The 25,193-nt window shown below is 62.7% G+C and carries 19 protein-coding genes and 2 pseudogenes; 4 read left to right on the top strand and 17 right to left on the bottom strand.

What is annotated here, in order from left to right:
- Positions 1–13 precede the first annotated feature (13 nt).
- The 4 genes from OMP40_RS37525 to OMP40_RS37510 all read right to left on the bottom strand — a co-directional run bounded on the left by OMP40_RS37525 (position 14) and on the right by OMP40_RS37510 (position 4,634).
- Positions 14–1,069, bottom strand: coding sequence for a response regulator transcription factor (locus tag OMP40_RS37525; RefSeq protein ID WP_277539235.1), 1,056 nt, complete (start codon positions 1,067–1,069; stop codon positions 14–16).
- Positions 1,062–1,661 carry a sensor histidine kinase gene (locus OMP40_RS37520; RefSeq protein WP_277539740.1) on the bottom strand — a complete coding sequence of 200 codons (600 nt, stop codon included), beginning with the start codon at positions 1,659–1,661 and terminating at the stop codon, positions 1,062–1,064. The genes OMP40_RS37525 and OMP40_RS37520 overlap by 8 nt, the downstream gene beginning before the upstream one ends.
- Positions 1,546–2,817: a hypothetical protein gene (locus OMP40_RS37515; protein ID WP_277539232.1), complete on the bottom strand. Its 1,272-nt coding sequence runs from the start codon at positions 2,815–2,817 to the stop codon at positions 1,546–1,548. Before OMP40_RS37515 ends, OMP40_RS37520 begins: the two co-directional genes overlap by 116 nt.
- 116 nt (positions 2,818–2,933) lie before the next feature.
- On the bottom strand, positions 2,934–4,634 hold the full coding sequence (locus OMP40_RS37510) for a hypothetical protein (RefSeq protein ID WP_277539230.1): 1,701 nt from the start codon (positions 4,632–4,634) through the stop codon (positions 2,934–2,936).
- 50 nt (positions 4,635–4,684) lie between these two features.
- On the opposite strand from OMP40_RS37510, the gene OMP40_RS37505 reads away from it, so the two are divergent.
- Complete coding sequence (locus tag OMP40_RS37505) at positions 4,685–5,071, top strand: hypothetical protein (RefSeq protein WP_277539228.1); 387 nt, start codon at positions 4,685–4,687, stop codon at positions 5,069–5,071.
- Between the two features lie 143 nt (positions 5,072–5,214).
- Here the strand turns inward: OMP40_RS37505 and OMP40_RS37500 are convergent, their stop codons facing one another.
- The 5 genes from OMP40_RS37500 to OMP40_RS37480 all read right to left on the bottom strand — a co-directional run bounded on the left by OMP40_RS37500 (position 5,215) and on the right by OMP40_RS37480 (position 13,675).
- Entirely contained in the window at positions 5,215–6,420 is a 1,206-nt protein-coding gene (locus OMP40_RS37500; RefSeq protein WP_277539226.1) for a glycoside hydrolase family 2 protein, read from the bottom strand.
- A complete protein-coding gene (locus tag OMP40_RS37495) occupies positions 6,305–7,855 on the bottom strand; it encodes a glycoside hydrolase family 2 protein (protein ID WP_277539225.1) in 1,551 nt (516 codons plus the stop codon). Before OMP40_RS37495 ends, OMP40_RS37500 begins: the two co-directional genes overlap by 116 nt.
- A 70-nt stretch (positions 7,856–7,925) precedes the next feature.
- Positions 7,926–10,166 carry a hypothetical protein gene (locus OMP40_RS37490; RefSeq protein WP_277539222.1) on the bottom strand — a complete coding sequence of 747 codons (2,241 nt, stop codon included), beginning with the start codon at positions 10,164–10,166 and terminating at the stop codon, positions 7,926–7,928.
- Positions 10,145–11,086, bottom strand: a complete 942-nt coding sequence (locus OMP40_RS37485; RefSeq protein WP_277539220.1) for an EF-hand domain-containing protein — start codon at positions 11,084–11,086, stop codon at positions 10,145–10,147. The genes OMP40_RS37490 and OMP40_RS37485 overlap by 22 nt, the downstream gene beginning before the upstream one ends.
- Before the next feature lie 1,578 nt (positions 11,087–12,664).
- Entirely contained in the window at positions 12,665–13,675 is a 1,011-nt protein-coding gene (locus OMP40_RS37480) for a LacI family DNA-binding transcriptional regulator (protein ID WP_277539217.1), read from the bottom strand.
- Positions 13,676–13,937: 262 nt separating this feature from the next.
- On the opposite strand from OMP40_RS37480, the gene OMP40_RS37475 reads away from it, so the two are divergent.
- Positions 13,938–15,890 carry a hypothetical protein gene (locus tag OMP40_RS37475; RefSeq protein ID WP_277539216.1) on the top strand — a complete coding sequence of 651 codons (1,953 nt, stop codon included), beginning with the start codon at positions 13,938–13,940 and terminating at the stop codon, positions 15,888–15,890.
- 88 nt (positions 15,891–15,978) lie between these two features.
- Here OMP40_RS37475 and OMP40_RS37470 read toward each other — a convergent pair whose 3' ends face one another.
- Positions 15,979–16,470 (bottom strand): DinB family protein, encoded by a 492-nt coding sequence (locus OMP40_RS37470; protein WP_277539214.1) that lies wholly within the window; start codon positions 16,468–16,470, stop codon positions 15,979–15,981.
- Between the two features lie 205 nt (positions 16,471–16,675).
- Here OMP40_RS37470 and OMP40_RS37465 point away from each other — a divergent pair, with 205 nt between their 5' ends.
- The gene (locus OMP40_RS37465) at positions 16,676–17,578 is read left to right on the top strand and encodes a LysR family transcriptional regulator (protein ID WP_277539739.1); all 903 of its coding nucleotides are present in this window, start codon (positions 16,676–16,678) and stop codon (positions 17,576–17,578) included.
- 511 nt (positions 17,579–18,089) lie between these two features.
- Here OMP40_RS37465 and OMP40_RS37460 read toward each other — a convergent pair.
- Genes OMP40_RS37460 through OMP40_RS37450 form a run of 3 tightly spaced genes read right to left on the bottom strand, consistent with a single transcriptional unit; the run spans position 18,090 to position 21,906 of the window.
- Positions 18,090–20,936, bottom strand: coding sequence for a hypothetical protein (locus OMP40_RS37460; RefSeq protein ID WP_277539212.1), 2,847 nt, complete (start codon positions 20,934–20,936; stop codon positions 18,090–18,092).
- Positions 20,842–21,729 carry a hypothetical protein gene (locus OMP40_RS37455; RefSeq protein WP_277539210.1) on the bottom strand — a complete coding sequence of 296 codons (888 nt, stop codon included), beginning with the start codon at positions 21,727–21,729 and terminating at the stop codon, positions 20,842–20,844. The genes OMP40_RS37460 and OMP40_RS37455 overlap by 95 nt, the downstream gene beginning before the upstream one ends.
- A 27-nt stretch (positions 21,730–21,756) precedes the next feature.
- Positions 21,757–21,906 (bottom strand): hypothetical protein, encoded by a 150-nt coding sequence (locus OMP40_RS37450; protein WP_277539207.1) that lies wholly within the window; start codon positions 21,904–21,906, stop codon positions 21,757–21,759.
- Positions 21,907–21,959: 53 nt separating this feature from the next.
- Between OMP40_RS37450 and OMP40_RS37445 the strand changes: the two genes are divergently transcribed.
- The gene (locus OMP40_RS37445) at positions 21,960–22,097 is read left to right on the top strand and encodes a hypothetical protein (protein ID WP_277539205.1); all 138 of its coding nucleotides are present in this window, start codon (positions 21,960–21,962) and stop codon (positions 22,095–22,097) included.
- Positions 22,098–22,147: 50 nt separating this feature from the next.
- Here OMP40_RS37445 and OMP40_RS42895 read toward each other — a convergent pair.
- The 4 genes and pseudogenes from OMP40_RS42895 to OMP40_RS37430 form a co-directional block, all read right to left on the bottom strand.
- Positions 22,148–22,261 (bottom strand): annotated as a pseudogene (locus OMP40_RS42895) (hypothetical protein); the annotation flags it as partial.
- 13 nt (positions 22,262–22,274) lie between these two features.
- Positions 22,275–22,934: a GH116 family glycosyl hydrolase gene (locus OMP40_RS37440; RefSeq protein ID WP_277539203.1), complete on the bottom strand. Its 660-nt coding sequence runs from the start codon at positions 22,932–22,934 to the stop codon at positions 22,275–22,277.
- A gap of 371 nt (positions 22,935–23,305) precedes the next feature.
- Positions 23,306–24,319: pseudogene (locus tag OMP40_RS37435) on the bottom strand (GH116 family glycosyl-hydrolase); the annotation flags it as partial.
- Positions 24,320–24,336: 17 nt separating this feature from the next.
- Complete coding sequence (locus tag OMP40_RS37430; protein WP_277539201.1) at positions 24,337–25,188, bottom strand: carbohydrate ABC transporter permease; 852 nt, start codon at positions 25,186–25,188, stop codon at positions 24,337–24,339.
- Positions 25,189–25,193 lie beyond the last annotated feature (5 nt).

Below are 25,193 nucleotides of genomic sequence, written 5' to 3'. Positions count from 1 at the left end.
ATGGCTCGGATGGCTATTCGTCTTCCTGCGCCTTGATTTCATTCCGGCTGCGGAGGCGGTACTCGCCCGGCGTAAGACCGGTCTTGAGCCTGAAGATTTTGCCGAAATACTTTTCGTCCTCGAAGCCCGACAGCTCCGCGATCCGGTACACCGGCTCGTTCGTGTTCCGCAGCAGCTGCTCCGCCTCGCGGAGGGACATGCGCTGCGCTGCCGCAACGTAGGACTGCCCGGTAATCTCCTTGAAGCATTTGCTGAAGTAGCCGACGCTCATCGTCACCGCCTTGCACACGTCCGCCTGGCTCGGCCGCTCGCCCGGCCGCTCGTGCAGCAGGTCCACCGCCCGAATGACGGACCGGATCACCTCTTCCGAGTACATGGTGCCGCGAAGCAGGCGGCGGGCCGCTGTCCGGAACGCTTCCGCTTCCTCGGCAAGCTCGGATACCGAGCTACCGGCCGGCCATCCGGATGCCGGACGCGCTTGCTCGAGCGACGGACATTTGTCCAGCCACAGCTGCAGCGACTCCTCGAGCTTGCCCCGCCAGACGGCGGCAGGCAAGGCGCGGGCCGTATCGTCCAGCATCTGCCCGTACCGGCGGTCGTCGACCAGCCAGCTGAGCGTCTCCCATGCGGCGGCGATGTCGTCTCCCTGGATCCCGGTTCCGACAGCGCCGGCCGAAGACTCGCCTTGCTGCTCCTGCAGCCGCCTGGCCACGCGCCCGAGCAGTTCCTGGACCGAATCGTCGTCGAGCTGCGTTTTGACCATATAATCGACCGCGCCAAGTCGCATCGCCTGCTGGAGATAGTGGAAGTCCTGGTGGCAGGTCAGCATGACGGGCAGCATGCGGGGATAACGCTCCCTTACGATGGCCAGCAGCTCGAGCCCGCTCATGCCCGGCATCGAGATATCCGCCAGCAGCACGTCGGCCTGCAGCCGCTTCAGCGCCTCCAGCGCCTCTTCGCCGCTCGAGGCTTCGCCGACGAGCATCATGCCGAACCGCTCGAACGGCATCATGCTTGCGATGCCCCGGCGAACGAGCGGCTCGTCCTCCACCATGAGCACTTTAATCATCGAGGACGCCTCCTTCCGGCCGGATCGGCACCAGGATTCGAATGCGCGTGCCTTTGTCCGGCTCGCTGTCGATCTCGAGCCGCGCCGCGCCGCCGTAGTGCACGTCCAGCATTTTTTTGACGTATTGAAGACCGATGCCAAGACCCTGTCCGCGTCCGCCGCCCTCGAGCAGCTCGTTCATCCGCGCCTCGGTCATGCCTTTGCCGTCGTCGGCGACGGCAATGGCCAGGCGTTCGCCGCCTTCCTCCCTGATCGTCACGCGGATGTCGCCCTGCTCGCTCAGCAGCCCGTGGTACAGCGAATTCTCGACGAGCGGCTGGAGCACGAACCGCGGGATCGGCGTCTCGCCCAACCGGGGATCGCAATCGATCGAAACGTTGAACCGGTGATCGTACCGGACGTTCTGCAGCTCGATATAATCGCGGAGGGCGACGATCTCGTCGCGGACCGTCACGACCATGCTGCCCTTGCCCAGGTTATAATGCAGCACGCGCGTGAACACCTTGACGAGATTGTAAATCTCGTCCTGGCCGTTCGCCTTGGCAAGCCATTGGATCGTATTGAGCGAGTTGTGCAGAAAATGCGGATTGATCTGGCTCATCAGCTTCTCGACTTCGAGCTCGCTCCTGCGCTTCTCCTTGCGCTCGACCTCCGAGATCAGATCGATGATCCGCTCCCGCATCGACTGGAAGCTCGCGAACAGCATATCGAACTCCTGCAGCTTCGTTGCGATCGCGGTTTTTGCCGACGGATCGTGACTGAAGCGCCTGATCGCGCGGTTCATGCGCTGAATCGGATGATACACCATGCGCCATATATAAGAAGCGGCCAAAATGGTCACCAGAATGGACAAGGCGGCTACGAGCAAAAATTGGCGCTGCCACTGGCGCAGCTCCCGGCGGAAGTCGTCGAGCCCAACGAGCGAATACAGCCTCCAGCCTCCGCCGCCGGCCGACTCGAAACGCTTGTACGCGTTCAAGCCTTCGCTTTGCGGATCCAGACGCTGTCCGACCTCGGCCCCCCTCCGGCAAGTCACTGTACATCACGGTGCCGTCGGCTTGCGTCAGCACGTTAAGCGGGGCGCCCTTCGCCTCCGTTCCCGACGGCCGCAGCAGCTCGCCGAATTCGGCCTCCAGATACATGTAATAGGAACGGCCGGCGCCGTATTCGACGAGCCTCGTCAAGGAGAGGACGGGCTCGTCGTGCCCCGCCAGCGCCGACGGATGCGGTCCGAGAAACATCAGCTGGTTCGCCCGGTACAGCACGTCCTCCGGTCGCGGCCGCAGCACCGTGTCGGGCAGGTCGGGCTTGATCGGCGCGGATTCGAACTGGTAGGCGGACGGATAATCCGGCATGAAAAAGAACAATCCGTTCACGATCAGATTCGAGTAAGCGATATTGATGAGCGACTTGTCGATGCCGCGGAACAGCTCCGTCTTCTCCACCGGGTCCGCTGCCGTCAGATAGGCGATAATATCGTCGCCAAGGCCGCCGTCCACGACGAGCAGCTGCGATACGCTGCCCAGCGTGGCGGCGGCCTTCTCGATGGCGGCCCGCTGTCCGTCGACCATGGACTGATAGTTCGCGACGATTTTCTCGCTCTGGCCTTTGTACATCCAGTAATAAGAGGTGAATCCGATCAGCACGATCGGCGTAATGGTCACGACGATCAGCAGAATGCTAAGCCGGCCCCGCAGCGTGTCCAGACGGATCGCGCGCCAGAGGCTCGAACCAACGGCACGGCTCATGGCGCTGCTCCTTCCCGTCTACGGCTTAAGTTCCTACAGTATAGAACAGTTCGCCGTGCCGAGTCATCCGTCCCATTGAATCAGGTGCCTGTCTTCGCGCGACTGTCGCGCGACTGTCACCCGACCACCTTCACCCGGACCGTTACCCGCTCGCTTGGCGCGAGCCGCACGGCAACCCGGCCTGCAGCGTCAGGCACGACGCGCTCCGCCGCGGCGGACGCTCCTCGCAGCGCTTCGACGACGACGTTGGCGGAAGGCGATCCCGTCTCCAGCGCGCAGCTCTTTTCCGCTTCACCAAGGTTGACGACCAGGAAGGTCCGCGCTTCGCGAACGTCGGAACGGCGCGTCAGCTCGTAGCCGTCCAGGTTCATGACGTAGATGTCCGGCTCGCTGCAGGACAGCCATTGGTCCCACAGCATCGCCGCCCGGAAGGTCTGCCCCGCGCCATAGATTTCCTGGCCCGCATAACCGGTCTTGTCGTCCTCGAGCGTCCCCAGATTTTCCAGCGGAATATATTCGAGCTCCGACAGCCGGAATTTGTCGGGCAGGCAGCGCGGGAAGCAATAGTAATTGTTGGTCCTCGCCTGGTTAAACGCCAGCAGCAACCCGGGCGATGCGTCTCTGTCCTTCAGCGTGGAGGCAATCCGGGCCGAACATTCGATATTTTCGAAAAACGCGGGATACAGCATCGGCGTGCATGCCTGGAACATGCCCCAAATCCGGTAATCGGCAAAAGAAGGATCGTCGTACCAATACATCATGCGGAGGTTTTGCGCGAGCAGATAGCGGTAGGCCTCCCCGTAGGAAGGGTCCCCGGTCTCTCTCTCCAATCCGTCCGCCGCCTGCACGGCCATCGACAGCAGGAACGACTCCTGGTGCAGGCTGTTCACCGGCAGCTGCAGCAGCACCTGGAGCGAGCGCTCGGCTTCCGCCAGATATTCCGCGTCTTTCCTTGCCTTGTACAGCAGCAGCATAAAGTAAGCGTAGGCGCCGGCCACCGGATAGTTGTCGCCGTTGCCGTGCTTGCGAAGCTCGGGCGCGCGGAACGACAGCGGAAACAGATAGCCCGTCTTCCGGGCAAGCGGAATGACGATCCGGTTCACGGCTTCCTCGATGCGCGCGCAAGCTGCCTCGTCTTCTCTGAACCAGGCGGCACGCCACCATTCGTGCAGCAGGTAAACGTACTGCCAGGTCCCCCAGATCCGCGGCTGTTCGCCGAGAAACTCGCCTCCCGCGTGGTTGATATATTGCCAGACCTTATCCCGCAGCAGCGTGTATTCGGACGCGGGGGCCGCTTCCGCGAGCTCCGTGAGCGGATGGATCATCATCAGCGCCGCGTCGAGTCCGGGCTGGTTGCGGAAGTCGATCGTCAGCCCCTTCGCCTTGAACGACTCCTCCCACGCCGGCGACACGCCGTTGACGTAAGGAATCAGCATGTCGCAGTTGCCGTCGTTGCTCCAGCAAGCGTTCGTATCCAGCAGGTCCGCGGCGCACTTCAAGCCGAACTCGCGCCAGCTCGCGCGGTTGGGGGGCGAAGCCGTCGCCTTCGGGACGAAATGGAGGCAGGCTTCCACCAGATCGACTACGGCGCTCTGCTCGGTCGGAGGCGCGTCCAGCGAGAAGCAGCGGATGCCGTAGGAGAAGCGCGTGCCCGCCACCGGGATGTCGGCCGAGAACGCGCGGTCTCCGATCAGCCCGACCGCCAGCTCGCCCGGTCCGTAGCCGTAGGTTCTGCGCAAGCCGCACCGGTAATGGAGGAAGCGCTCGATGCCCGATTCCGCCATCCACCCCATGGCGGACATATCGAAAAACAGCATGACGCCGAATTTTTTTGTACGAATCGTAATAATAGCAAGCCGGAAAATCGTTGCCTCTCGCTTCGTCGTTCCACTTGGTCGGATTGTCGATGTTCGTCTTGAACCAAACGTGGTCGCCGCGCTCGTATGGCGGCAATTCACCCAGGTTGACGGCGATCTCCGGCTCGAGCGGCCCGCTGCCGATCGCCACCTTCCCTTCGCCTTGCAGCGCGATCTCGATCCGCACCCAGCCGGTCGCCGGATCGGCTTCGGCCGTGCCGGTCCACTCGTACAGCAGGCGTCCGCCTTCGAATACGGCGCCTTCGAACGCCAGCGCGTTCGGCGAACGCCGCTCGATTCGCGCCGGGAACAGATTAAACCGCGCGCCCCGCACGAGCGGCTGCAGCGCCGGCGTCATCGCCCTGGCCTGTTCGCCCTCCTGCGATGCCAGCGTGTAACCGTAACCGCCGACCGCCTCATCGTATTGCCAAATCAGCTTCGTCTGCCCGCCGCTTGCCAGTTCGTAGTCCTGACGGACCGTTTGAATGTCGTTCAACATGGTTTCCCCTCTCGCTTCCTTTGCCGTCGTGCGGCTTTGTTTTTATGCATGGTCCCCGAGGTATTCGGCTCGTGCGTTGAACCCCTCCGCGCGAAGCGAAGACAGCCTGCCGCTCCGGCCGGACCAGCCGACCGTCCGGCATTCCCCGGGCAGCAGCGTCAGTCCGTTGTCCGCGAAGCGAACCGGGCGTCCGGCTTCGTCCTCCGCCTCCATCCACAGCTCGACCGCCGCGACGCTTGATTGGTTGGATACCAAAACTTCGCGGTCGCTCCTGGAGGCGGGCCGGATCGTCACGGCTCCCGCCTCGGGGAGCGACCGAAGCGGCTCCCAAGCGCGGCTGCCATTCGTCGCCGTGTACAAGTAGGTCGTCTCCGCGAGCGTCCGGCCGTCCAGCGCCGCGGCTTCGAGGCGCAGCAGGAAGACCGGCTCCGCCAGCTCGGGCACGGCAAACGCGACCGCGCCGAGCGGCGCCGACCCGGACGGCAGCGGAAAAGCGGCAAACTCCCGCTCCGCCAGCAGCGCGCCGCCGAGATCGAAGGCAGCCGCGCGGACGACGGCACCGGCTGCCGGATGCAAAGCTTCGGCATACTCGGCGTGAAGATGGATCTCCGCGCGGAAGGCGTCGCCGGTCCGATAGTCCGTCCGGTCGTACCGGGCCGACACGTGGAGCGGTGCAAACGCTTTTTTCAAGGCGTAATAAGCGGGCTTGGGCATGCCGTCGTACTCCAGAACCGACGTGTTCGCGTTATTCGGGAACGGCTCGTTGCCCATCCACACGAGAAATCCAGATGCTTGCGGCGCGCGCCTGCGCGTCGCTTCGGCCGAATAACGAAGCGACTCCTTCTGCAAAAATCGGCTGCAGCGCGCGAATTGCTCCAGTTCGTCCTCGTCGCGGCGCCACGGCCCGAACGACTCGCCGACCGCTTCCCACGGCACCCACCAGCTGCCGCGATGCGTCCAGTACGGATTGTCCGCGGTCGGCGGCCACGCGTCGCACCTGCCGCGCAGCGCGCGAAGCAGACCCGGGCGGGAAGCGCCCGGCGTGCCGGTCTCCGAGCGGAAGAGCGCATCGTCTCCGTTGAAGAAGGCGTAGTGGCCGGGACTCCCGGCATAAAGCCACGGGCCGTGCACGTCATGATGGAGACCGCGTCCGAAATCCCTCGCATCCGCGCAGAACGCCGGCCCCGACGCGCTGGCCGGCAGGAAACGCCGGCCCGGATCGAGCTCGCGGACCAGTCCGGCCAGCATGGCGATGTTCGCGTGACGCTCGTCGACCGGGCGGAAGCCTTCCCACATCAATTCGTTGCCCCCCGCACCAGAGCAGCAGGCTCGGATGCGCCCGCTTCTCGCGCACGGCGGCCGTCGTGACGGCCGCCAGCCTCTCAAGCAGCTGCGGATCGTCCGGCGGGCAGTTGTCGAGCGCGCTGGACGACTGGAGCAGCTCCTGCCAGACGAGCAGGCCCCGGCGATCGCAATAATCGTAAAATGCGGGCGTCTCGATGATGCCCCCGCCCCAGACGCGCAGCACGTTGACGTTCATCTCCGCGAGCGGGTCGAGCCGTGCCCGGTAGTCCGCCTCCGTCACCGCCCCGTAATAAGGGGATACGGGCACCCAGTTCACGCCGCGTAGAAAGACGGGCAAGCCGTTGACGACGGCCGTATACGGCAGCGCGTCGGCCGGCGATCCCGGATTGGCGCGCCACTCGATGCGGCGGAAGCCGATCGTCCTGGCTGCCGCGGCGAGGACGCGGCCTTCGCCGTCGCGCAGCTCGAGGCGGGCCCGGTAGCGCGGCTGCGCCCCCATGCCGGCAGGCCACCACAGGTCGATGCCGGCTACCTCGGCCGCAAGCGCGAGCTGCGCGGGGCCGGCCCGCAGCGGCTCCCGCCGGCGCGTCTGCCAGATCGTGCGGCCCTCCGCATCTTCAAGCGCGTACAGGCAATCGTATTCGCCGGGTCGCATGACCTCGACCTCCGTGCGAAAGTTCACCGTGCCTTGCCCGGGCGCTTCAGCAGGCGCGGCCTCCGGATAGAAATCCCGGACGGCCACGCCTTCGTAAGTGCGAAGCCGGACGTCCCGCCAGATGCCGACCGCGACCATCCGCGGGATCCAGTCCCATCCGTAGCCGAAGCGCGCCTTCAGGCGGCGGATCCGCGACGAGTAGCCGACCTGGCCGTCCAGCTCCGGCGGCTGCCGGAGCATCACCTGCAGCAGGTTCGCGCCGCCGGGCGCCAGGCTGCCCGTCACGTCGACGACGACCGGCAGGAACGTCCCCTCGAAGTCTGCAGCCTTGCGTCCGTTCCAGAACACGCTGCCCGCATAGTCCAGCCCCTCGAACGCCAGCTCGCAGCGATCCCGCGCCCAGCCGTGCGGAATATGCACTGTCTTCGAATAAATCCACTCCCGCTGCGTCACCCATTCGCCGTGCAGACTGTCCAGACCGACGAACGGATCAGCCATCCGTCCTGCCGCGAGCAGATCCGTCTGCACGGCGCCCGGCACCGAAGCCGGCAGCTCCGCCACGGCCGGCAGGATAGACACGCCGAGCTCCATCGACAGCCGGGGCTGCCATTGGTTCGGGTACCATCCCGTCAGCCGCCAGTCGGTACCGCTCAGCAGCAGCTCAAAGGCAGCTTCCGGAGCCGTCTCGTCCGCGGCTCCCGAGTCACGACCGAAGACAGCCATCGGTACCGGTCCCCCCCTCTTCTTGCGAGCGCAGGGCGTCCGCCGTTCCCGCATCGCTTGCCATCTTTCCTCATCCCTTCTTCTTGTCGCCCGCCAGCGCGATCCGTTCGGTGCCCGATCCCGTCGCAGTGGATGCCTCCACTCGGTATAAGCCTCCCTGCCAGCCCTTCGTCAGATGGAGCACCGCCTTGAACCGGCCGTTCGCATCCGTTCGAACACGCTCTTCTTGCGCGATGCCGCCGATCGCGACGCGAACGTCAGCTTTGCTCGCCGCCTTGCCGCCGGCCGTCTTGACCGTTCCCTCCACCCGAACGATCCGGCCCGCGCCTTCGGCCTCGACCGACGAGATAACGACGCGGTCGCGTGCGGCGACCGCCGCCGGCGTACCGGCGGTCAGGCTGCGGCTGCGGCTGTCCCGGACAATCGTGCGCAGGCTCCCGTCCAGGGCGCGGTACGTGACAGAGGTTTCGACGGGATACAAATACACGGCATCCAGTTCCGCTTCGGCGCCGACGCTTTTCAGAACGAGCGTACCTGCTCCCTTTGCCAGATTGACGGACCCGAGCCGGACAATGGCGATTCGCCCGTCCGTCCCGGCCAGCGTCGTTTTCATCGGCGCAGCCCCGTTCAGGGAAGCCGACAGCGTCGCGGCCTGACCCGGCACGCGCTGAATGACGCTCGCGTAAACGTCGTATTCGCCCGCTCCCGGCACTTCGACGGCGAAGCTACGGCTCGCGTCTGCCGTCATCCGCACGTAGCTGCCCTGCGACAGCGACGGGCTGCCGTACCGGATCTCCGGCACGCTCATCCTGTAGAGCTTGGCCAGCGTGACCGTCGCGTAGCCTTCGTGCGGCAGCGGATTCGTCGACGCATTGGAGAATCGGATGCGCAGCTTGGCCGTCCCTTCCGGTATTTGCGCTTTTGGCGTCGTCTTGACCGTCGACTGTCCGGAGTACCAAGTGCGGCTGGCGTACGTCATCGCGCTATCGTCGGCGAGCAGCGTCGTTTGGCCTTGCGCGTCGACCGCCAGCACCTCCGCCGCAAGGTCGGTATCGAACTGCAGCATCGCCGCAAAGTCCAGTTTGACGGAGTCGCCTGGCCGAAGCCCGTCCGCGCCGCCGACAGGCACATCGCGATACAAGTAGCCGTCGCCGTAGATCCGCACGTTGTCGTGCCCCGTCGCCTCCACGAAGATCGCCCGCTTGCCGAACCAGCCGGGGTATATTTCCGCTTCGGCATCTAGCGATGTCGCATCCGCATAGACGGCAGCTTCGTCGGTGCTCGGTGCGTTGCTTTGCTTGCGGAGCGCCCGCGCCGGATCGTTCAAACCGGCATCCGCCACGGGAATCTCTTCGTCGTCTCCGGCGCCTTGCCGATAGAGCTGCTCCGCCTCCAATGTCTGAACGCCGCGGCTCTCTGCCTTCGTTGCCGTCATCAAGCGCGCGGCGGCCGGCTCCCGCTTGATTCGAAGAATCGCCCGCAGCGCTTCGTCGACCGACTCGGCGCCGCTGTTCGTATTCACGCCGCTGTCCGTGACGCCGTCGAACGCCGCGCCGGTCGTCTGGTCGAACATGGCGACGCCGTCGCGCGTATCGCCGGTCCACCAGGCCGCCGCGATGCCGGCCATCTCGGCGTACTTCGTTTTGCCGGTCACCCGGTACAGCGCCAGCAGATTTTCAACGTAGCTCGCCGTGCCGTAATTAATCTGCGGATAAGCCGCCTTGTTCGGCGACCGCCGATAAGCCCTGCCCGAGATCAGCAGGTCGCTCAGGAAGCTGTCCGCCGCCTGCTCGGCCGCCTGGATCCAATCGCTTCTCCCGCTCAGCTGCCCGGCGATCGCCATCGCCTTTATCTGGGTGCTGCCCCATTCATACCAGGTGCCGTCGCTGTGCAGGAACGCGGAGAGCGGATACGTATTGAAGTCGCCTTCCTGCGACATCGCCAGACCTTCGCCGAGCATCCGGACGAGCGCAAGCGAGGTGTTTTTCTGCGTCCCGGCAGGCAGCGCCCCCTGATGCTGCGCCAGCGCCGAGATCGCGGCCGAGCTAAGCCAGTTGTCGCGCTGCAGCAGCCATGCGGGCGCTTTTTTGCCGTCAACGTTGTCGTACGTGCCGTAAAGCGGCATTACCAGTTGCCGGACGCGCTCGAGACAGAGCGCCGCCCGCGTCCGCACCTTCGCGGCGAATGCCGCGTCCTTGGCCTCGAGCGCGGGCAGCGCCGCCGCCATCGCCTCGTAGGCGCGGACCGCCCAGAAGCCGAAGCCGGTGAACGAGGAGTGGCTGTCCTTTTTTATACAGCTTCCCTTGGGCATCCTCGGCGACGAAGTTGTCGAAGTCGCCCTCCGGCGACTGCATCCACATGGCGAACGACAGGCCGCGCTTGATCATGTCGTAGCTGTACGCGTCGCCGTACGTCCTGTAATGCTCGACATAGACGAGGACGGCGCGGGCGACGTCGTCGAGCGCCGCCACCCCCCTCCTGCGGATCGCCGACCCACTTGTAGCCTTGGCCGAGATCGCTCCGGTCGACGGGCTCCGCGTACAGATGGGAGATGAACATCGGAATGCCGTCGATCTCGATTTTCTCGTTCATGAACCGGAAATGATCGAAGTTGGCATACACTTCGGCAGAATCCCTCAACGCGAATTTCCGGAAAAAGGAGGCGTCCTTGCCCGTCAGTTGGCCGTCCTTGTCGTAGTCCAGCTCGGCGACCAGCGTGCCCCGTTTGATTGTCGCCTGCAGGAAGGCGAGATCCGCCGCGTCCACGCTGCCGCTGCCGTCCAGGTCGTAGCTGCGGTCATCCCGCATGGCCGTCACCTGGACGTCCGTCACGCGGATGGGCGCCGTATTGTCGTTGTGCAGCTCCAGCCAGAGCTGGGCCGCGCCATCCGGAACGGGCGGTCCCGATTCGTCGCTGACGGTGCGCCAGGCGCCGCGCTTAACGGCGGACAGATCCGAGATCTCGAGCAGCGTGTTCGCGCCGTCGTTCACTCTGGCGGTTACGGAGGACGTCCGCGTCGCGTCCGGATGAAGCATCAGCCGGAGCGAGACGGCCGGCTTGTCGCCGGCATGCGGCTGGCGTTCGCCGCTTCCGACCGGGAGATTCCGCCACACCGCGGAGCCCGGCTGCATGACCAGCGCCGACTTGCGCGTGACGGCGCCGCCGCTCGACCAGTCCGAAGCGCTGCCGAGCGGCGCGGCGAAGTCGGGGTTGGCGACCGGGTATTCCACCCGCGTGCCGTCTCCCCCTCACGCCCCACAGCTTGACGCGATGGACGTCGATCTCGCCATTGGTATCGTTGTGAAGCTCCACGTAGACGACCGGCTTGCCCGCACCGATTTTGCCTTCGGCATGGATCGTTTTTGTCGTCAGCTTGACGGTCTCCCCCTCTCGCTGCATCCGAGAGATCGTTGACCTCCGCCAGCGCCGGTCCGCCGTCGTTGATCCGCAGCATGACGTTCGCGTCGACGTCCGCATCGGCGCTTACCGTCGCCTCCACCTCGCCGTAGACCACATCGCCGGCCGAAGGGCCCCTGCCGTCGTTCGTCACCGGGATGCCCTGCCAAACGGCGCTGCCCGGCTCCATGGCGAGGTAATGCTCCGTCTCCGTGTCTCCGGCGCTGTCCCAAGTACCCGCGAGCGGCGATTCAAAGTTTGCGTTCGGCATGTCGTAGACAATAGACTTCTCGGCCGCCGATGCACGGGAATTGTCCCCTGCCCCCGACGGTAATGCCAATACGGCCGCGATTGTGATTGCCAACGTGCCGGACGTCCATTTGCGCAGCACAAAATCCCCTCCTTCGTATGATTGCATGGCTGGGCAAAGCATGAATCCGCTTACAGTTAGGAACGGAAAACGAAATCAGATGCGTGGGGCAGCGAACAACGCAAGTCATTCTTCTAATTTACTGTAAGTCTTACATTTTTACTTACATTTTGATTATAGATTCATTCTCTTGCCGCTGTCAACCGATCCGTTCGTTTGGAAAAAGCCGAAAACGCCATTTTCCCTGCCGATTAGCGCATAAAGGCTGCGCAGGCCGCGGGCGATGTTTTCTTTATTTCCGCTCGCGCTCACAGGAACGCGACCCTCCAGGATGTCATTCGTGCGGCCTCCGATTGTCCGGATATCGCTCCAAGTATCCGCAACAGTCGCCAAACGAACCGCCCGTTTACAAACTAACGATCTAATCTCGCGCAAACGGACACAGTTGGCGCTAAGACGTCCGACTAACTTGACCGTCCGACTAATTTGCCTTTCGCCGCTGCCCTCCGGATCGCGTCTTCGTTTGCTGCGCCTGCTGCTTGCGAACCAGTGCTAACCGACACCAATTAAAACAATGATTCGGCGCTTAGGAGGTGCTGGCTGGCGGTGTTTGGCTGGATGGTATGTGACTTGGCGGTGTTGACTGGGCGGTGGGTAGTTGGCGGTGAATGACTGTGCGGTATGTGGCTTGGAGTGTTGGCTGGGCGTTGGGTAGTTGGCCGACGCCGGCGTGGTTGGCAGGCAGGGTGGGAGTAGGGAGAGGAATCGGCGGGCGGCGACGAACAGTTGTTAGAAGGCAGTTATTTTTCCGCGAGACTGCGAGTTGTCACCCGATAGTTGCTGAAAGGCAGTTATTTTCCGGATTTTTGCTCCTGGGGCAGTACAACGGCGCAGATAGATGCCTTTTAACACCTATTTGCGCCGTGTAACCTCCCGGAGCCAAAATTAACTGCTTTCTGGCAATTATTTTCTTCAAAAAAGCCGGACCTCGCGGCCCGGCTGCACGTGCTTCAGTGATACGGTTTTCCGGAGGGCGTGCCGCCTAATCACGCTCTTCCTTCTCCAGCATCCGGGTGGAGGCCCGTACGACGAGCTGCACGTCGTATACTTCGTCAAGCGGCTCCGTCGACTGTACGGCCCCCTGCATGCGGTCGATCAGATAGCGGGCCGCGGCCATGCTCATCTGCTTCACGGGCTGCCGAATCGTCGTCAATGGCGGGAAAAGGTCGGCGCTGCCCGGCACGTCGTCGGCGCCGACGATCGAGAGCGCTTCGGGAATCGGCACGCCTTTGATGCGAAAATGCCTGTACAGCGTCGGCACGAAATGATCGTTCGCCACGAACAGCGCCGTCGTGGACGGGTAGCGGGACAGGTAGTGATCGATCTGCGCGCACCGGTCCGCATCCTCAAGGTCCCGTACGCGAATCAGATGCTCTTCGCCGAACTCCCGCAGCCCGCAATCTGCCGCTGCCTCCCTGGCCCCCGCCAGCCGTTCGTAATGGTCCGGCGACGTGAACTCGTCTACGATGGCGATATGGGCATGTCCCATGGAAGCCAAGTGCTGGATCGCCGCATACCCGCCCTTCCGCTGGTCGGCGCGAATGCTCGGCACCCGGACCGTCTGCAGCCGGTTGAAGACGAGTACGGCCGGTACGGCCGAAGCCAGCTCGGCAAAATGCTCCTCCGTATAGGGAACGGTCGTAAAGATCGCGGCCCCGATCCCTTTCTCCGCAAAATAGGCCTGGAGATCTTCCTTTTTCTTCGGCACATCCTCGAGCGCGCACAGCTTAACGCTCATCCGTTCGGCGAACGCGACCTCGCCGATGCCGGAAATGATGCTGCTCTCCACGGGAAGCGACCGCGTCGACGTAAAAAATGCCAGCTCCTTGGGCCGCTGCACGGAAGCGCCGAGCTTGGGCGAGAAGCCATGCCGCTCCATGATCTGGAGCACGCGATCGCGCGTCTTGACGTTGACGGCCTCCGGCTTATTCATCACGCGGGATACGGTGGCGATGGAGACGCCCGCTTCCTTTGCGATATCGTAAATGTTCATCGATTCGTTGCTCCCGTTTTTATTTTAGTATAGCACCGATCATGAAAGACTTACAAACGTCTGCGTTACACCTACCGTTTCTGTTTACTGTGTGGCGTTTTAGAGCGAGATGCTTGACGACCACATATGACAAACTTTATGATAATTTACGAAAGAAATAATGTAACTCTTTCAGAAAAGCGAAAGGAGGATGTCATTGCCTGTGGTTTAAGACGCTGCAGACCCAAAAAATTGAAAGCGTAACCAAAGGAGGAAAATGATCATGAAGCATTTAAACAAGGCGATCGCCCTCGCCATAACCGGTTCGCTGCTCGCCGGCTATGCCCCTTCCGCTTACGCAGCCACCAAAACCGTCGACTTCGCCAACTTTCCAGTCAACTTCGCACATCTCAATTGGCAAGCGGTGACTTCGCACTCGGCCACCACCGGCTTCTCCTATGCGCTCGGTACGGGCAACGGTCAGCGCACCAATCAGCATGGCGTCTCCTGGCCGGACAGCGCCTATTACGACACGGTGCTCGGCAGCGGCGGTTATACGGCCGTCAACGGCTGGCCCATGAAGTCCCTTGTTCTCTACGCGACGGAGAAAAACGGAAACTGGCTGGCGAACGGCTGGAACTACACGCAGGATATGGCGGAAGGCGCCAGCGCCGTCGACGATTCCGCCCGGGCGGCCATCGCGCTGGCCGACGATTATTTGCTGAACGGCAACCTGGCGTCCTACCAAAGCGCGCGGGACCTGCTCGCGTTTACGGCCTATATGACGACTTTAAGCGGCAAGGTATACAATTTCGCCTGGCTGGACGCGCCGGCGCTGTTTGGCTGGGACCCGGTGCAGCAAGGTGTCGACAAACATTTTATGTACCGGTCGGAATTCGTCAAACGCACCCAGTATCCTTCCGCGCTGCCGAACGGCGACTGGATGGACGCCGCCTCGGACTCTTCTCATATTTTGACGAACGCCTCAAACCAACCTGTCGCCGCCCCGCCCTTTATCTCGCATCCGAAGTACTCGATTTACATGGACGACCTGCGCGATCCGACAGGCGCCGATATCGCCCCCGTCTACGACGGTCCGCTCTATACGACCGCATCGGGCGGCGTCACCGGCTACAAGACCGGCATCAAGAAGACCTGGACCACCAGCACGCACGAGATCGGGCTCGACGACGCGCGTAATTTGTGGGCGATGGTCAAAGGGCTGCACATGCTGCAAAAACTCATATACACGAACGGTTCGCTGACCGCCGACCAGCTCTATTTCGCCAAATTCCTCGAAAATCATATCCAGCGCATGATGAACAACGTGCTCGCCTATAATCTGTCGGGCTTCGACTCGAAAATGGCCAGCAACCTGCTTATCGCCTTCACCGATTATTACAGGCTGCTGTACGGCACGACGGACTACGGCACCTATACGCCCGTTCTTCCGGCCAACAGCAACACGACCGCGACCTATGACGACCGTCCGTCACAGAGTACTCTTTACGCGCAGATCGACGTGCTTCTGAACAGCATCACCGCCAAGCAGCTTCACACGACCGATTGGAGAAACGGCATCTTCGTCGACGACGCGACCGCCGGCAATTGGTACGCTTGGGGCGAGCTCCAAATCTACGCCCTCTCCAACGTGTACGCAATGAAGCGATCGATCGGCCAAACGCCGGCGCAACTGAACGGCCTGCTGGATATCATTACGTATTCGGCGGACAACTTTTACGGCCTCGAAGCCTATCACTATATCGACGGCGTCAACAACTTCAGCCGCACCAAGGAGCGAATCACCCAGATCAACGGCTGGAGCGCGCAGTTCCATACCAATTCCGCGCAGTTCGCCTACCAGAACTCCTCGCTCGTCGTCGGGCTCAAGGCGCTTGCCGAAGCTTATTACCTGTCGGGGCGGGCGGACGCGGCGGCCAAGCGCACGCAATATCTCGAATATGCGAAACGAGTGGCGACCTGGTTCATCGGCAATAACAACGCGCTGGCGGATATGTATGACGGTGCTCTCGGCACGGGGACATATAAGGGCCAGGGGGCCGTGTTCGACGGCATCACCGTCAACGGCGGCGTGCCGACGGTCAACCGCGGAGCCGGTGGCGAATCGTCCGCGGAAGGCCTGTGGGCGATGATCCATATCAAAAAAGGCCATCTCGCAGTACGGCCTCTCTTCAAGCTTCTCGTTCGATTATTAAACCGCGGGTCTGCAAAATAAGAAGATCGCCTTCACCCAGCCGGAAAGGTTTAGGGGGGAGGCGATCTTTTTGGAGCGGCTGCCACTTTGCTTCACCGCTTTTTCGTCTTCAGGACGCGGATACACCTGCCGATCGCGCGATTGCCGCCTTGACCAAACTCCCGCAAGTCGCCAGATGCATCGACTCGTGCATCAGGCCGAAGTTGAACAGCTCGCCCGCAAGGCGGAACGTGAGCGGTCCGAACTGCAGCGGCGACGGGAGCGGCTCGTTCAACCTGGCCGGCCCGATCTCGCCTACAGACGCGAGCTGGCGCGCCATCATCGCGAGGAGTTCCTCTTTGTCCGGCGGCGCCGCGGTCCAATCCGCGGGCTTCGTGCCGGAGTTAAAGAAGGCCGCGTACGAGGCCGGAATAGCCGACTCGGCGGAAAAGCAAAGCGACCGGTATGCGTCCATCCAGTAGATGAGATGTCCGACGTTCCAGCGAATCGTGTTGTTGAAGCCTTCGGGACGGACGTCGAACAGCGATTCGGGAATGGCTTCGATCGCATCCATGGACAAGCGGCGGACGGTTTTGGCGGAATCCAAAATGATCTGAGACATGAATCATACCTCCTCGGCGAATGGGCGGAATCTGAAACTGACCTCAGTTTACGTCCGTTCACAGGTACCATCAATGCAGCCGCCCTTATCGAAACGTTAAGCAGAACTTAACGATCGAACGTTGACACAAGCGAGGCTCGCGCTTGAAAATAAAGGGAACGGCGGATGGATGCCATAAGTTCGCGTACGGGAAGCGGGGATGGAAATGGAGCTGAAGCAGCTTCAATATTTTATGGCTGTCTGCGAGGAGCTTCACTTCTCCCGGGCGGCCGAGCGGATGGGCGTGAGCGCGCCGAATATCAGCCAGCAAATTCGGGCGCTGGAGGAGGAGCTCGGCATGCTGCTGTTCGACCGCGTCGGGAGAAAAATCGTGCTTACCGACGCCGGCGCGATCCTGCGGGAGCACGGCTCCGCCGCGCTCGGACAGCTGCGGCAGGCGAGCGACGCGATCGCGGATCTGAAGCACAAGCAAGGCGGGGCGCTGTCCATTGGCGTCCTTCCCGGAGACGCGGACCTGTTGTTCAACGCACTGCTGCTCGATTTTCACCGCGCCTACCCGCAGGTGTCGGTATCGCTGCTGGAAACGATGAAGGTTACGGAGCAGGTGCTCGACCGCAGCCTCGACATCGGCGTCACGATCAGTCCCGTCGCCGACGAGCGTCTGACCGCGATCCCCTTGTTCCGCGAGGAGTTCGCGCTGGCCGTGGACAGTCGGCATCCGCTCGCGGCCGAGAGCGCCGTGCCCCTGGCTAAGCTGGCGTCGCTCCGACTCGTCCTGTTCCCTGGCGACCATCAATGCCGCAGGCTGCTCGAGCAATGCTGCGGCGAGCAGGGATTTCGCGTTCAGCCTCATATGGAAGCGACGACGCTGGTCACCCTGCTGCGAATGGTGGAACAGGGCATCGGCGCCTGCGTGCTGCCTCGCTTGCTGCTGGAAAACCTGGATCGCCCCGATATACGAACCTTGCGCCTCATCCAGCCTACGCCGAGCCAGGACATCTGCCTCGTCTACCGCAGCGACAGATACGTCGGCTACGCGATGCGGACGTTTATCAAGACGCTGCGCCATTCTATCGAGGCCGCGATCCGGCACGCAAAAATCTCGTAAATAGCCTAAATAAAACAACCCGTCGACGCTGTTCCGAAGGAGTATGCTTCATACGCTATCGGAATTGCCATTCGGGCGGAATCGAACGCATCGGCGGCGCAGGTGACGGACTGAGGGGCCGTTATTCCTCTTCCGATCGCGCTGCGCGCCCCGCTCGCGGACTCAGGAGGCGCTATCGCGGGATTTCCTGCCTTCCTTTGCCTTAATCCGAGGAAATAACGTCCCTCCAGTCCGAAACAATAGCCATGGGATCGATTTTTACGAAATAGCGCCTCCTGAGTCCGATACCCGCTGTCCGACCTGCCTTCCACGGCTACCCACCCTTCTTATTCAGCATTTCCGATCAGTCGTAAAAAGCCCGCATCCGCGTTTTCCTTAAGGAAAAGCGAATGCGGGCCTTCACGGTTTTACTTCGACGCCTCTTCCTTCAGTGCCTTCAAGCGTTTCATGATGTCGTTAGCGCCGCGGCCGAAGCAGCCGCTTGTATTGATTCTTTCAGTTGCCGGTTCTGTCAGGGCTGCGTCGTCAGTTTCACCACTTTGACCTCGTCGGGCTGAAGCGTCAGCGAGAATTGGTCGCCTGTTGACGAGACGGGCGTATTGCCGGTCATCTCCAGCGCCGTCACTTGCGCGCCGAGCCCCATTCCCGCACGGTCGATCGTGATCGTCGTCGCCGCCGCCGCGCTGCCTTGATTCATGAGCGTGAGATAGACGGTGTCGCCCGCGCCGTAGCGTTCCATCGCGATCGACGATTGGCTCGCGCTTGCGCGCGTCACCGGCTGCCAGCCCGCTTCCGCCACCGCTTTTACGAGCGGGATGTAGGTGAGAAACAGTCCTCTGTCGCGATCGTAGAAGCTTGCGTTTTTCCAATAGTTGGACGCATTGTCCGCCGTTGCGCTGAACGCGCTCGGATAGATGCCGTAGAACAGCAGCTTCTCCATATAGCGCTCCATGTAGGCATGGCCGAACTTGGTGAAGTCGGTATTTTGCAGCATCAGGTAAGGCTTCGCCCCGGACAGCGTGCGGTACTTGCTGAGCGTCTCGTCCGAATCGGGATTAAAGGCGTCGCCAGCGCCCAGCCAGTTGCGTTCGTTGCCCATCGCGTCGAGCCACGGCATATACATCGAGTAGGCATGGGGCGTTCCGTTGGCCATCAGGTACCGCCCGTCGGCATGGAGGTCGTCCGCCAGGCGGGTGGTGGCTTCCAAGCTGGAAAACGCCCGGTGTACGGCAGGCTGCAGCGTCACCTTGGAGTATACGAGCGGCGCGATCGCATAGGCGAAATGGTCGCGGTTGTAGTTCAGCGTGTACGGCCAGCCGTCAAGCGTATCCAAATACTCACCGTCGGGCTTCGGACCCGTCGTATTGTAGCGGGCATCCATCTTGTCTTCGCTAAAATACATCCGGTAGCCGTTCGAGTCGCCCGGCAGGTCCGGGTTCGCGTTGATCATCCAGAGCGCGCCCACGTTCCACGGCGTATCGAGCCACTGCAGGTACGGGTCGCCCGCGGCGTTTTGCATTGCGGCCGCCTGCGCCATCTGCGCCTTCTCCTCGCCTGTAGCGGCCGCGGCATCGCGCGCGCCCTCCGCCGTCGCGACCGTCTTGGGCAGTTGCGGGTCGATGCTCTGCCACCAGGAAGACAGCTCCTGGTAATGGAACACCAGAATATCGTTCGCATTGGCGTAGGCGGTGTCGGTCGGATCGTCGTCGCCTTCCTTGAACCGGAAGCCGAAGTCCTCGTTGTCCGGAATGTCGGAGATCGAGGCGAACGGCATCCAGATGCCTTGATCCGGAATTCTGACCTCGTAGAACTCGGGGAAAAGCTTCATATATTTATCGAAAGCGCCTCTGAAGCCTTGCGCGCCGTCGAAGCCGTAAATGACGAAGCCGAAGTCCGCGGCCGACGGGAAGTTGTCCGTGTCCGGAGACAGACCCAGCTCGAACGTAATCAGCAATTGCCGCGTGCTGCCGTTATAGTCGAGCCGGTAATGCGTCGGGCGATGATAATCCGTGCCCAGCGACAATCCTTTGCCCGTGGCGGGATCGTAAATGGCCGATATCGGATAGATGGACAGCGGGCCCGTCTCGAAATCGGGAATCTGGCTGTTCGTGTACACATCGCCCGCCTGCCCGGTACGGATCGTCCGTTCGCCGCGAACGTAGTCGCCCCACTTCCAGCCGTCCGCGTTGACCGGCAGCGCATAGGTAAGCGTGACGGCCCGGTCCGCGCCGCGCAGATCCGTCAGTTTGCCCGACACCTTGATCCCGCCGGGCACGGCTTCAAAGGCCGCGTCCACGCTCAGATCGAGCCCTTCGGCGGTGCCGCTGAAACCGTCCGTCCGGCTGCCCGCCGAGCGCGCGAATCCGTATACGTCCGAATCCGCCGCCTGATCGCGGACCAGAAAGCCCGACGCCGTGCTTGCCGACGCCAGTTCGCTGCCGCCCAGCTTCAGCGAAGCGATGCCCCGATCGCCCAGAGACAACGCCAGACCGTCCTGCGATTGCAGCGTCGCGTACGCGCTTCCCGGATCGAACGGCAGCGGCGTGACGAGCGCGTCCTCGAATACGGAAGCCTCCGCGGCGATCTCCTTGACCGAGAAGTCGTCGAACCACACTTCGCCCGTATGGCCGTCCCGGAAGATACCGTAGACGGAGATCGTCTGTACCGCCTTTTGCGGCTGGAAATAAAGCTGTCCGTATTGCCAGTCGTGGCTGCCCGTGCGAAAAGGCATCGTCTGCGCGAATTGGCTCGTGCCGTCCGCATAGAACACGTCCATGTAAAGCGCGTAGCCGCGGTCGATGTCCCCGCTGACGTTCGCCGCCTTGCTCCAGCCGCTGAAGACGATGAGCTTCGGCGAAGACTGGTTCAGCTGCAGCGTCTGGTAAATGCCCGAAGCGTCGGTCCCGGCCGCGTTGGTCAGCTTGACTCCCCGGCTGCCGCCGCGCCCGCCGCCGGCCTCTACGGCGTAGCCGTGCCCGAACGAGCCCCAGCCGTCGATCGTCGCGCCGGTCGCGTTTTGCAGCGAACCGTTCTGCAGGCGCTCGGCGCCGGTCGCGGACAGCTCGCGCTTCTGCATCGCGATGCCGGCCTCGGCGGCGTCCGGCAGCTCCTCCAGCGTGACGTTGTCGAACCAGACCGTGCCTGCGCGGTCGTTGAACAGCGCGTACACGGCGATCTCCTTGACCGGCTTCGCCGGATTGATATAAAGCTGCCGCGGCTGCCAGTCATGGGTCCCGGCATCGAACGCGGCGTATTGTCCCCACTCATGCGTATCGTCCGAATAGGTCAGGTCCGCATAGAGCGAGTAGGAAGCGCCTGTCGTTCCCGCAACCCCGTTCGCCTTGCTCCAGCCGCGCACGAGCAGCGGCTTGACCGTCGTGCGGTTCAGCGTCGCCGTCCTGTAGATGCCGTACTCGCCGGTTCCCGACGCATTCGTCGCTTTGGCGGCGACGCTCGCGCCTCTTCCTTCCCCCCGCGGCGACCGTATAACCGTTCTGCCATTCTCCCCAGCCGGCGATCTTGCCGGAGGCAACGGTCTCGAACGCGCCGTTCGCCAGCAGACCGGCCGGCAGCTCCTGTACGGATACGTCGTCGAACCAGACTTTTCCCGTCTTGCCGCGCATGAGCAGATATGCGGTCATCTCCTTGACCGGCTTTTCCGGATCGATATACATCTCGGCCTTCTCCCAGTCGTGCGTGCCCGTCTGGAAGCCTTTGGCTTCGCCGTACAGATGCGTGTTGTCCGTATAGGTCAGATCGACCCACAGCGAATAGTCCGTGGAGACGCCGCCGCTGACATTTTGCGCCTTGCTCCACCCGACGATCTTGAGCGGCTTGGCCTCGGTACGATTCAGCGATATGAATTGGTAGCCGCCGCACTCGCCTGCGCCCGTCAGCTCGCAGGACAAGGAACGCGAGCCCGAACGGCTGACGGACGAATCCACCGTATAGCCGGCGTACCAGCCGATCCAGCCGCCGGCGGAGCCGCCGGATACCGACTCCATGCTCCCGTTCCCCACCAGCTCGGTTCCCGCGTGCGGATAATCCGTCTCGGCGTAATAGGCGGACGCCGGCAAGACCGGACCGGCGACGCCCCCGAGCAACATCAAGGCGATCAGCATCATCGTCAAACCTCGAATGGCTGCGTGCATAGACCGATTCCTCCCGATTACGATTATTTAGTAATGGATCGTCATATTCGCTCCCGCCTCCAGCGTGACGGGCTCCTCCAGCATCGCCGCGCCATCGGCGACGATACTGCGCCTGTCGGCGCCGTTCACGGTCACGCTGCCCCCCGGACGCGCCTGCCAGCCCGCCGCTGCGAACACCGCGAAGCGTAATCGCGCCGCCCAGTAACGTCAGCCGCAGCAAGCCTGCCGACATGTCCACCTCCCCCCAGCCGCCGCCAAGCGACCAGAAGCAGCGGAAACGTCCGCCCGGCGCCGCGGCGGGCGTGAAGCCGATCACGCCGCTTGTCAGATCGAACGCCGTCCCGCTCATGGCGAGCAGCAGCGCATAAGAGGACATCGCCCGCGCGTAATGGCTGCCGCATTCGAATTCGTTCCACGGGTTGCGCCGCTCCCCGTCGTAGCGCTCCCGAACGGCCTCTACGACGGACAAGCCTTCTTCCACCATGCCCGCGTAGATCATATGGCTCGCCGCCTGGTATTCGAAGCCGGTCATGCATTCGTCCGCGTCAGGGGACGGGGACGAGCGGCCGCCCGCCGTTCGGCCAGGTACATACGAGCAAGCCCCGCTCGTCGTTGAGCGCGTACACCCGGTTGGCGTTGGCGTGACCGCGCATGGACGCAAAATTATGGCGATAGATGCTGGCGAGCGCCCGGCGGACCTGCCCCGGGTCGAAAATATCGCCCAGCCCCGCGATGCTCGCATGCCATTGGCCGATCACCTGGTCGATATGGCACCCTTCGCCGATCTGGTACTTGATCTGGCCCAGCTCGGGATCGATCGGGTATCGGTCATCGGCAAGGTCGAGCAATTGACGATAATATTCGCCGTTAAACGCGTGGCGGTCGATCCATTCCCTGCCTTGCGCATACAGGCGGGCATACTCGGCCGCGTCTTCGTCCCCCACGGCCTCGCCCATCCGCGACGCCGCAAGCAAGGCGGCCTGGTAATAGCCGTTCAAATACGCGCTCGGGCCGTACAGCTCGACATCGAGCGTATGATGCTGGGCGCCCTCCAGCACGCCGTCCCGGTCGCGATCCCAGCCGTGCTCGTTGTCCGGATGCCAGGCATAGGCCAGCGCCTTTTTGACCGCGGGCCAGAGGGACCGCATCCACGCCGTATCGCCCGACAGCTTCCACTCGCGGTAGGTACGGACGATGGCGCCCATCTGGCCGTCGACGGCCGCATGGTAATCCCACTTCTCCCTGCCCAGCGGCAGCATGAGGCGGAAGGCCATCTTGCCGCTCGGGTACTGGTTGTACAAGTAGTCGGCGCCGCGCATCGCTCTGGCGAGCCCCGGGAACAAAAAAAGCAAGCGCCTGCTCGTAGTTCCATACATGCGTGCAGCTCCCTTCGCAGGAGCCCTCGTCGGTATGACAGCCTTCGAAGCCGTACAGCGTGCCGTCCGTCAAACGCAGCACCGTCGGCGACTTGAGCGTCGACAAGTTGGCCGACACCGCGTCCAGCACCGCCTCCGGCAGGCTGGAGCCAAAAAAGCGTATCCTTGAACAAGCGCGTCTCGCCGAACAGACGCTCGTATTCCGCGAGCACATAGGAAGCGGTCTCCGCGGCGCTTTTAAACCGTACGGCATAGTAGTTCTTCCAGGCGGCCGCGCGGCCGCCGTCCGAGTCCGCGGGCGGATTCCAGTAATTGTACGCCCACGGGAAATGCCAGGCGATCGCGAAGCGGAACACCGCGCTCTCCCCCGGTCCTAGCGTACGATGCGCCCCCAGGCTGCAAGTATCGTAATTTTTCTCGACGACGCGGTAGGCGTCCAGATCCCGCGGCGCCGCGTACGCTCGTTCCCGGAGACGCCCCGGCGACGCGAATTCTTTCCAGAACACGGTCACGTTGTCGAACCACTCGCCTCTGTACCAGTAGGTCTGCCTGCTGATATCGTCCGCGTCCGTGGCGATCGTCAGCTCTCCGTAATCCGGATCCTCCGAAGTCCGCGCGGCCGTAGACAGCGCGACGCCGCTGACGCCGTCCGCATCGAACGAGGCGTTGAACGACTGCTCGGTAAACGGATTGGAGACGCACCCGACGAGAGAGACGTCAAGCGGATGCTCGGATTCGTTGAACACCTCGTAGGCGAAGATCGCCGCCGGCAGCGACGAGTCCGCGTCGTTCATCGGTATAAACGGGTTAAACGCGGTCAGCTTCACGCGCAGCGGATCCCCGGCATCCTTGAATTCGAGCTCGGCCACCGGGAACTGCCCCTTGAACGTCCAATCGCGAAAATGAGGAAAGCCCGTCATCTGTCCCCGGCGCGGGCCGAAGCCGTAGCCCTCGAATTTGCCGCGCCCTTCTCCCGAATAAGGCGGCTGCTTGTCGCCCTGGACGATCTTGGCCATCACCGTCTGTCCGTCCCGCTCCGCCTTGACGGCGAAGAAGGAGAAGCCGTTCAGGTTCATGTGGGAAGGGCGATTGCGAATTTGCCAATCGGTCAGGCCGCCGTTGCCGGCCAGGCCGATGCATCCCGTCCCGATTCCGCCGAGCGGAAATGAGATTTCCTGCGTATGTCTTCCCGTGTATACAAAGCCCTTTTTCATGTCCGTCGGCGTCTCCTTTATCCCTTCAGCGAACCCGAGGTCATGCCCGCGATAATATAGCGCTGGAGAAACAGATAGAATAGCAGCAGCGGCGCGATCGATAGGAACAGCATGGGAAACAGGCTCGTCCAATCGACCGAAAATTGTCCGATATTTCTGAATACTTCCAGCAGGAGCACGCCTTTGTCGCGCGATTGCAAAAACAGAAGCGGCGTAATGAAGTCGTTCCAGGTGCCGAGTACGTTCAAAATCGTAACCGTCGCCAGGACGGGCGTCAGCAGCGGCAGCGTCACCGAGCGGAAGGTGCGGTACACCGTGCAGCCGTCGATCTTGGCCGCTTCCTCCAGCTCGAGCGGCACGGTCGATTCGATGAAGCCTTTGAGGAGGAAAATGGAGAAGGGCAAGCCGTAAGCGATCTCGATCAAAATGACGCCCGTCAGCGTATTCATCAGCCCCAGCTCCGACACGAGCCGGAAAAGCGCCAGAATGCCCATCTGATAAGGCACCATCATGCCGGCGAGGAAGAGGACGAATACGAATCGCGTATAGCGGCGGCGTCTGCGCGCCAGCGAATACGAAGCCATCGCGGCGAACAGGACGATGCCGGCCACCGCGCCTGCGCTGATCGTAACGTTGTTCGCGAGCGCCCGGCCGAACTGCATCGTGTCCAGCGCGACCGCATAGTTGTGCCACGACCAGTCGGACGGCAGTCCGAGCGGGCGGCGCAGCGCCTCGGCCGGCGACTTGAAGGTGGTGACGAACAAATAGTAGACAGGGATGATAAACGCGGCAGCCGCAAGCCACATGGCCGCTTCCGCGAGCCTGCTAGCCCATGACCTGCGGCTTCCGGTCCGTCGGTCGATTTTCATTTCAG

This window comes from Cohnella rhizosphaerae, assembly GCF_029525575.1.
In the GTDB taxonomy this organism is placed as follows: Bacteria; Bacillota; Bacilli; order Paenibacillales; family Paenibacillaceae; genus Cohnella; species Cohnella rhizosphaerae.
This window is presented reverse-complemented; position numbering and strand designations above follow the sequence as displayed.

Coding starts and splice junctions, on each gene's coding strand:
- OMP40_RS37495 (WP_277539225.1), bottom strand. CDS start 7,855: ATGGCTGTCTTCGGTCGTGACTCGGGAGCCGCGGACGAGACGGCTCCG.
- OMP40_RS37525 (WP_277539235.1), bottom strand. CDS start 1,069: ATGATTAAAGTGCTCATGGTGGAGGACGAGCCGCTCGTTCGCCGGGGC.
- OMP40_RS37490 (WP_277539222.1), bottom strand. CDS start 10,166: ATGCCCAAGGGAAGCTGTATAAAAAAGGACAGCCACTCCTCGTTCACC.
- OMP40_RS37445 (WP_277539205.1), top strand. CDS start 21,960: ATGTCCACCTCCCCCCAGCCGCCGCCAAGCGACCAGAAGCAGCGGAAA.
- OMP40_RS37515 (WP_277539232.1), bottom strand. CDS start 2,817: ATGAGCCGTGCCGTTGGTTCGAGCCTCTGGCGCGCGATCCGTCTGGAC.
- OMP40_RS37475 (WP_277539216.1), top strand. CDS start 13,938: ATGAAGCATTTAAACAAGGCGATCGCCCTCGCCATAACCGGTTCGCTG.
- OMP40_RS37500 (WP_277539226.1), bottom strand. CDS start 6,420: ATGCTGGCCGGACTGGTCCGCGAGCTCGATCCGGGCCGGCGTTTCCTG.
- OMP40_RS37470 (WP_277539214.1), bottom strand. CDS start 16,470: ATGTCTCAGATCATTTTGGATTCCGCCAAAACCGTCCGCCGCTTGTCC.
- OMP40_RS37510 (WP_277539230.1), bottom strand. CDS start 4,634: ATGCTGTTTTTCGATATGTCCGCCATGGGGTGGATGGCGGAATCGGGC.
- OMP40_RS37480 (WP_277539217.1), bottom strand. CDS start 13,675: ATGAACATTTACGATATCGCAAAGGAAGCGGGCGTCTCCATCGCCACC.
- OMP40_RS37455 (WP_277539210.1), bottom strand. CDS start 21,729: ATGCACGCAGCCATTCGAGGTTTGACGATGATGCTGATCGCCTTGATG.
- OMP40_RS37430 (WP_277539201.1), bottom strand. CDS start 25,188: ATGAAAATCGACCGACGGACCGGAAGCCGCAGGTCATGGGCTAGCAGG.
- OMP40_RS37440 (WP_277539203.1), bottom strand. CDS start 22,934: ATGGGCGCCATCGTCCGTACCTACCGCGAGTGGAAGCTGTCGGGCGAT.
- OMP40_RS37465 (WP_277539739.1), top strand. CDS start 16,676: ATGGAGCTGAAGCAGCTTCAATATTTTATGGCTGTCTGCGAGGAGCTT.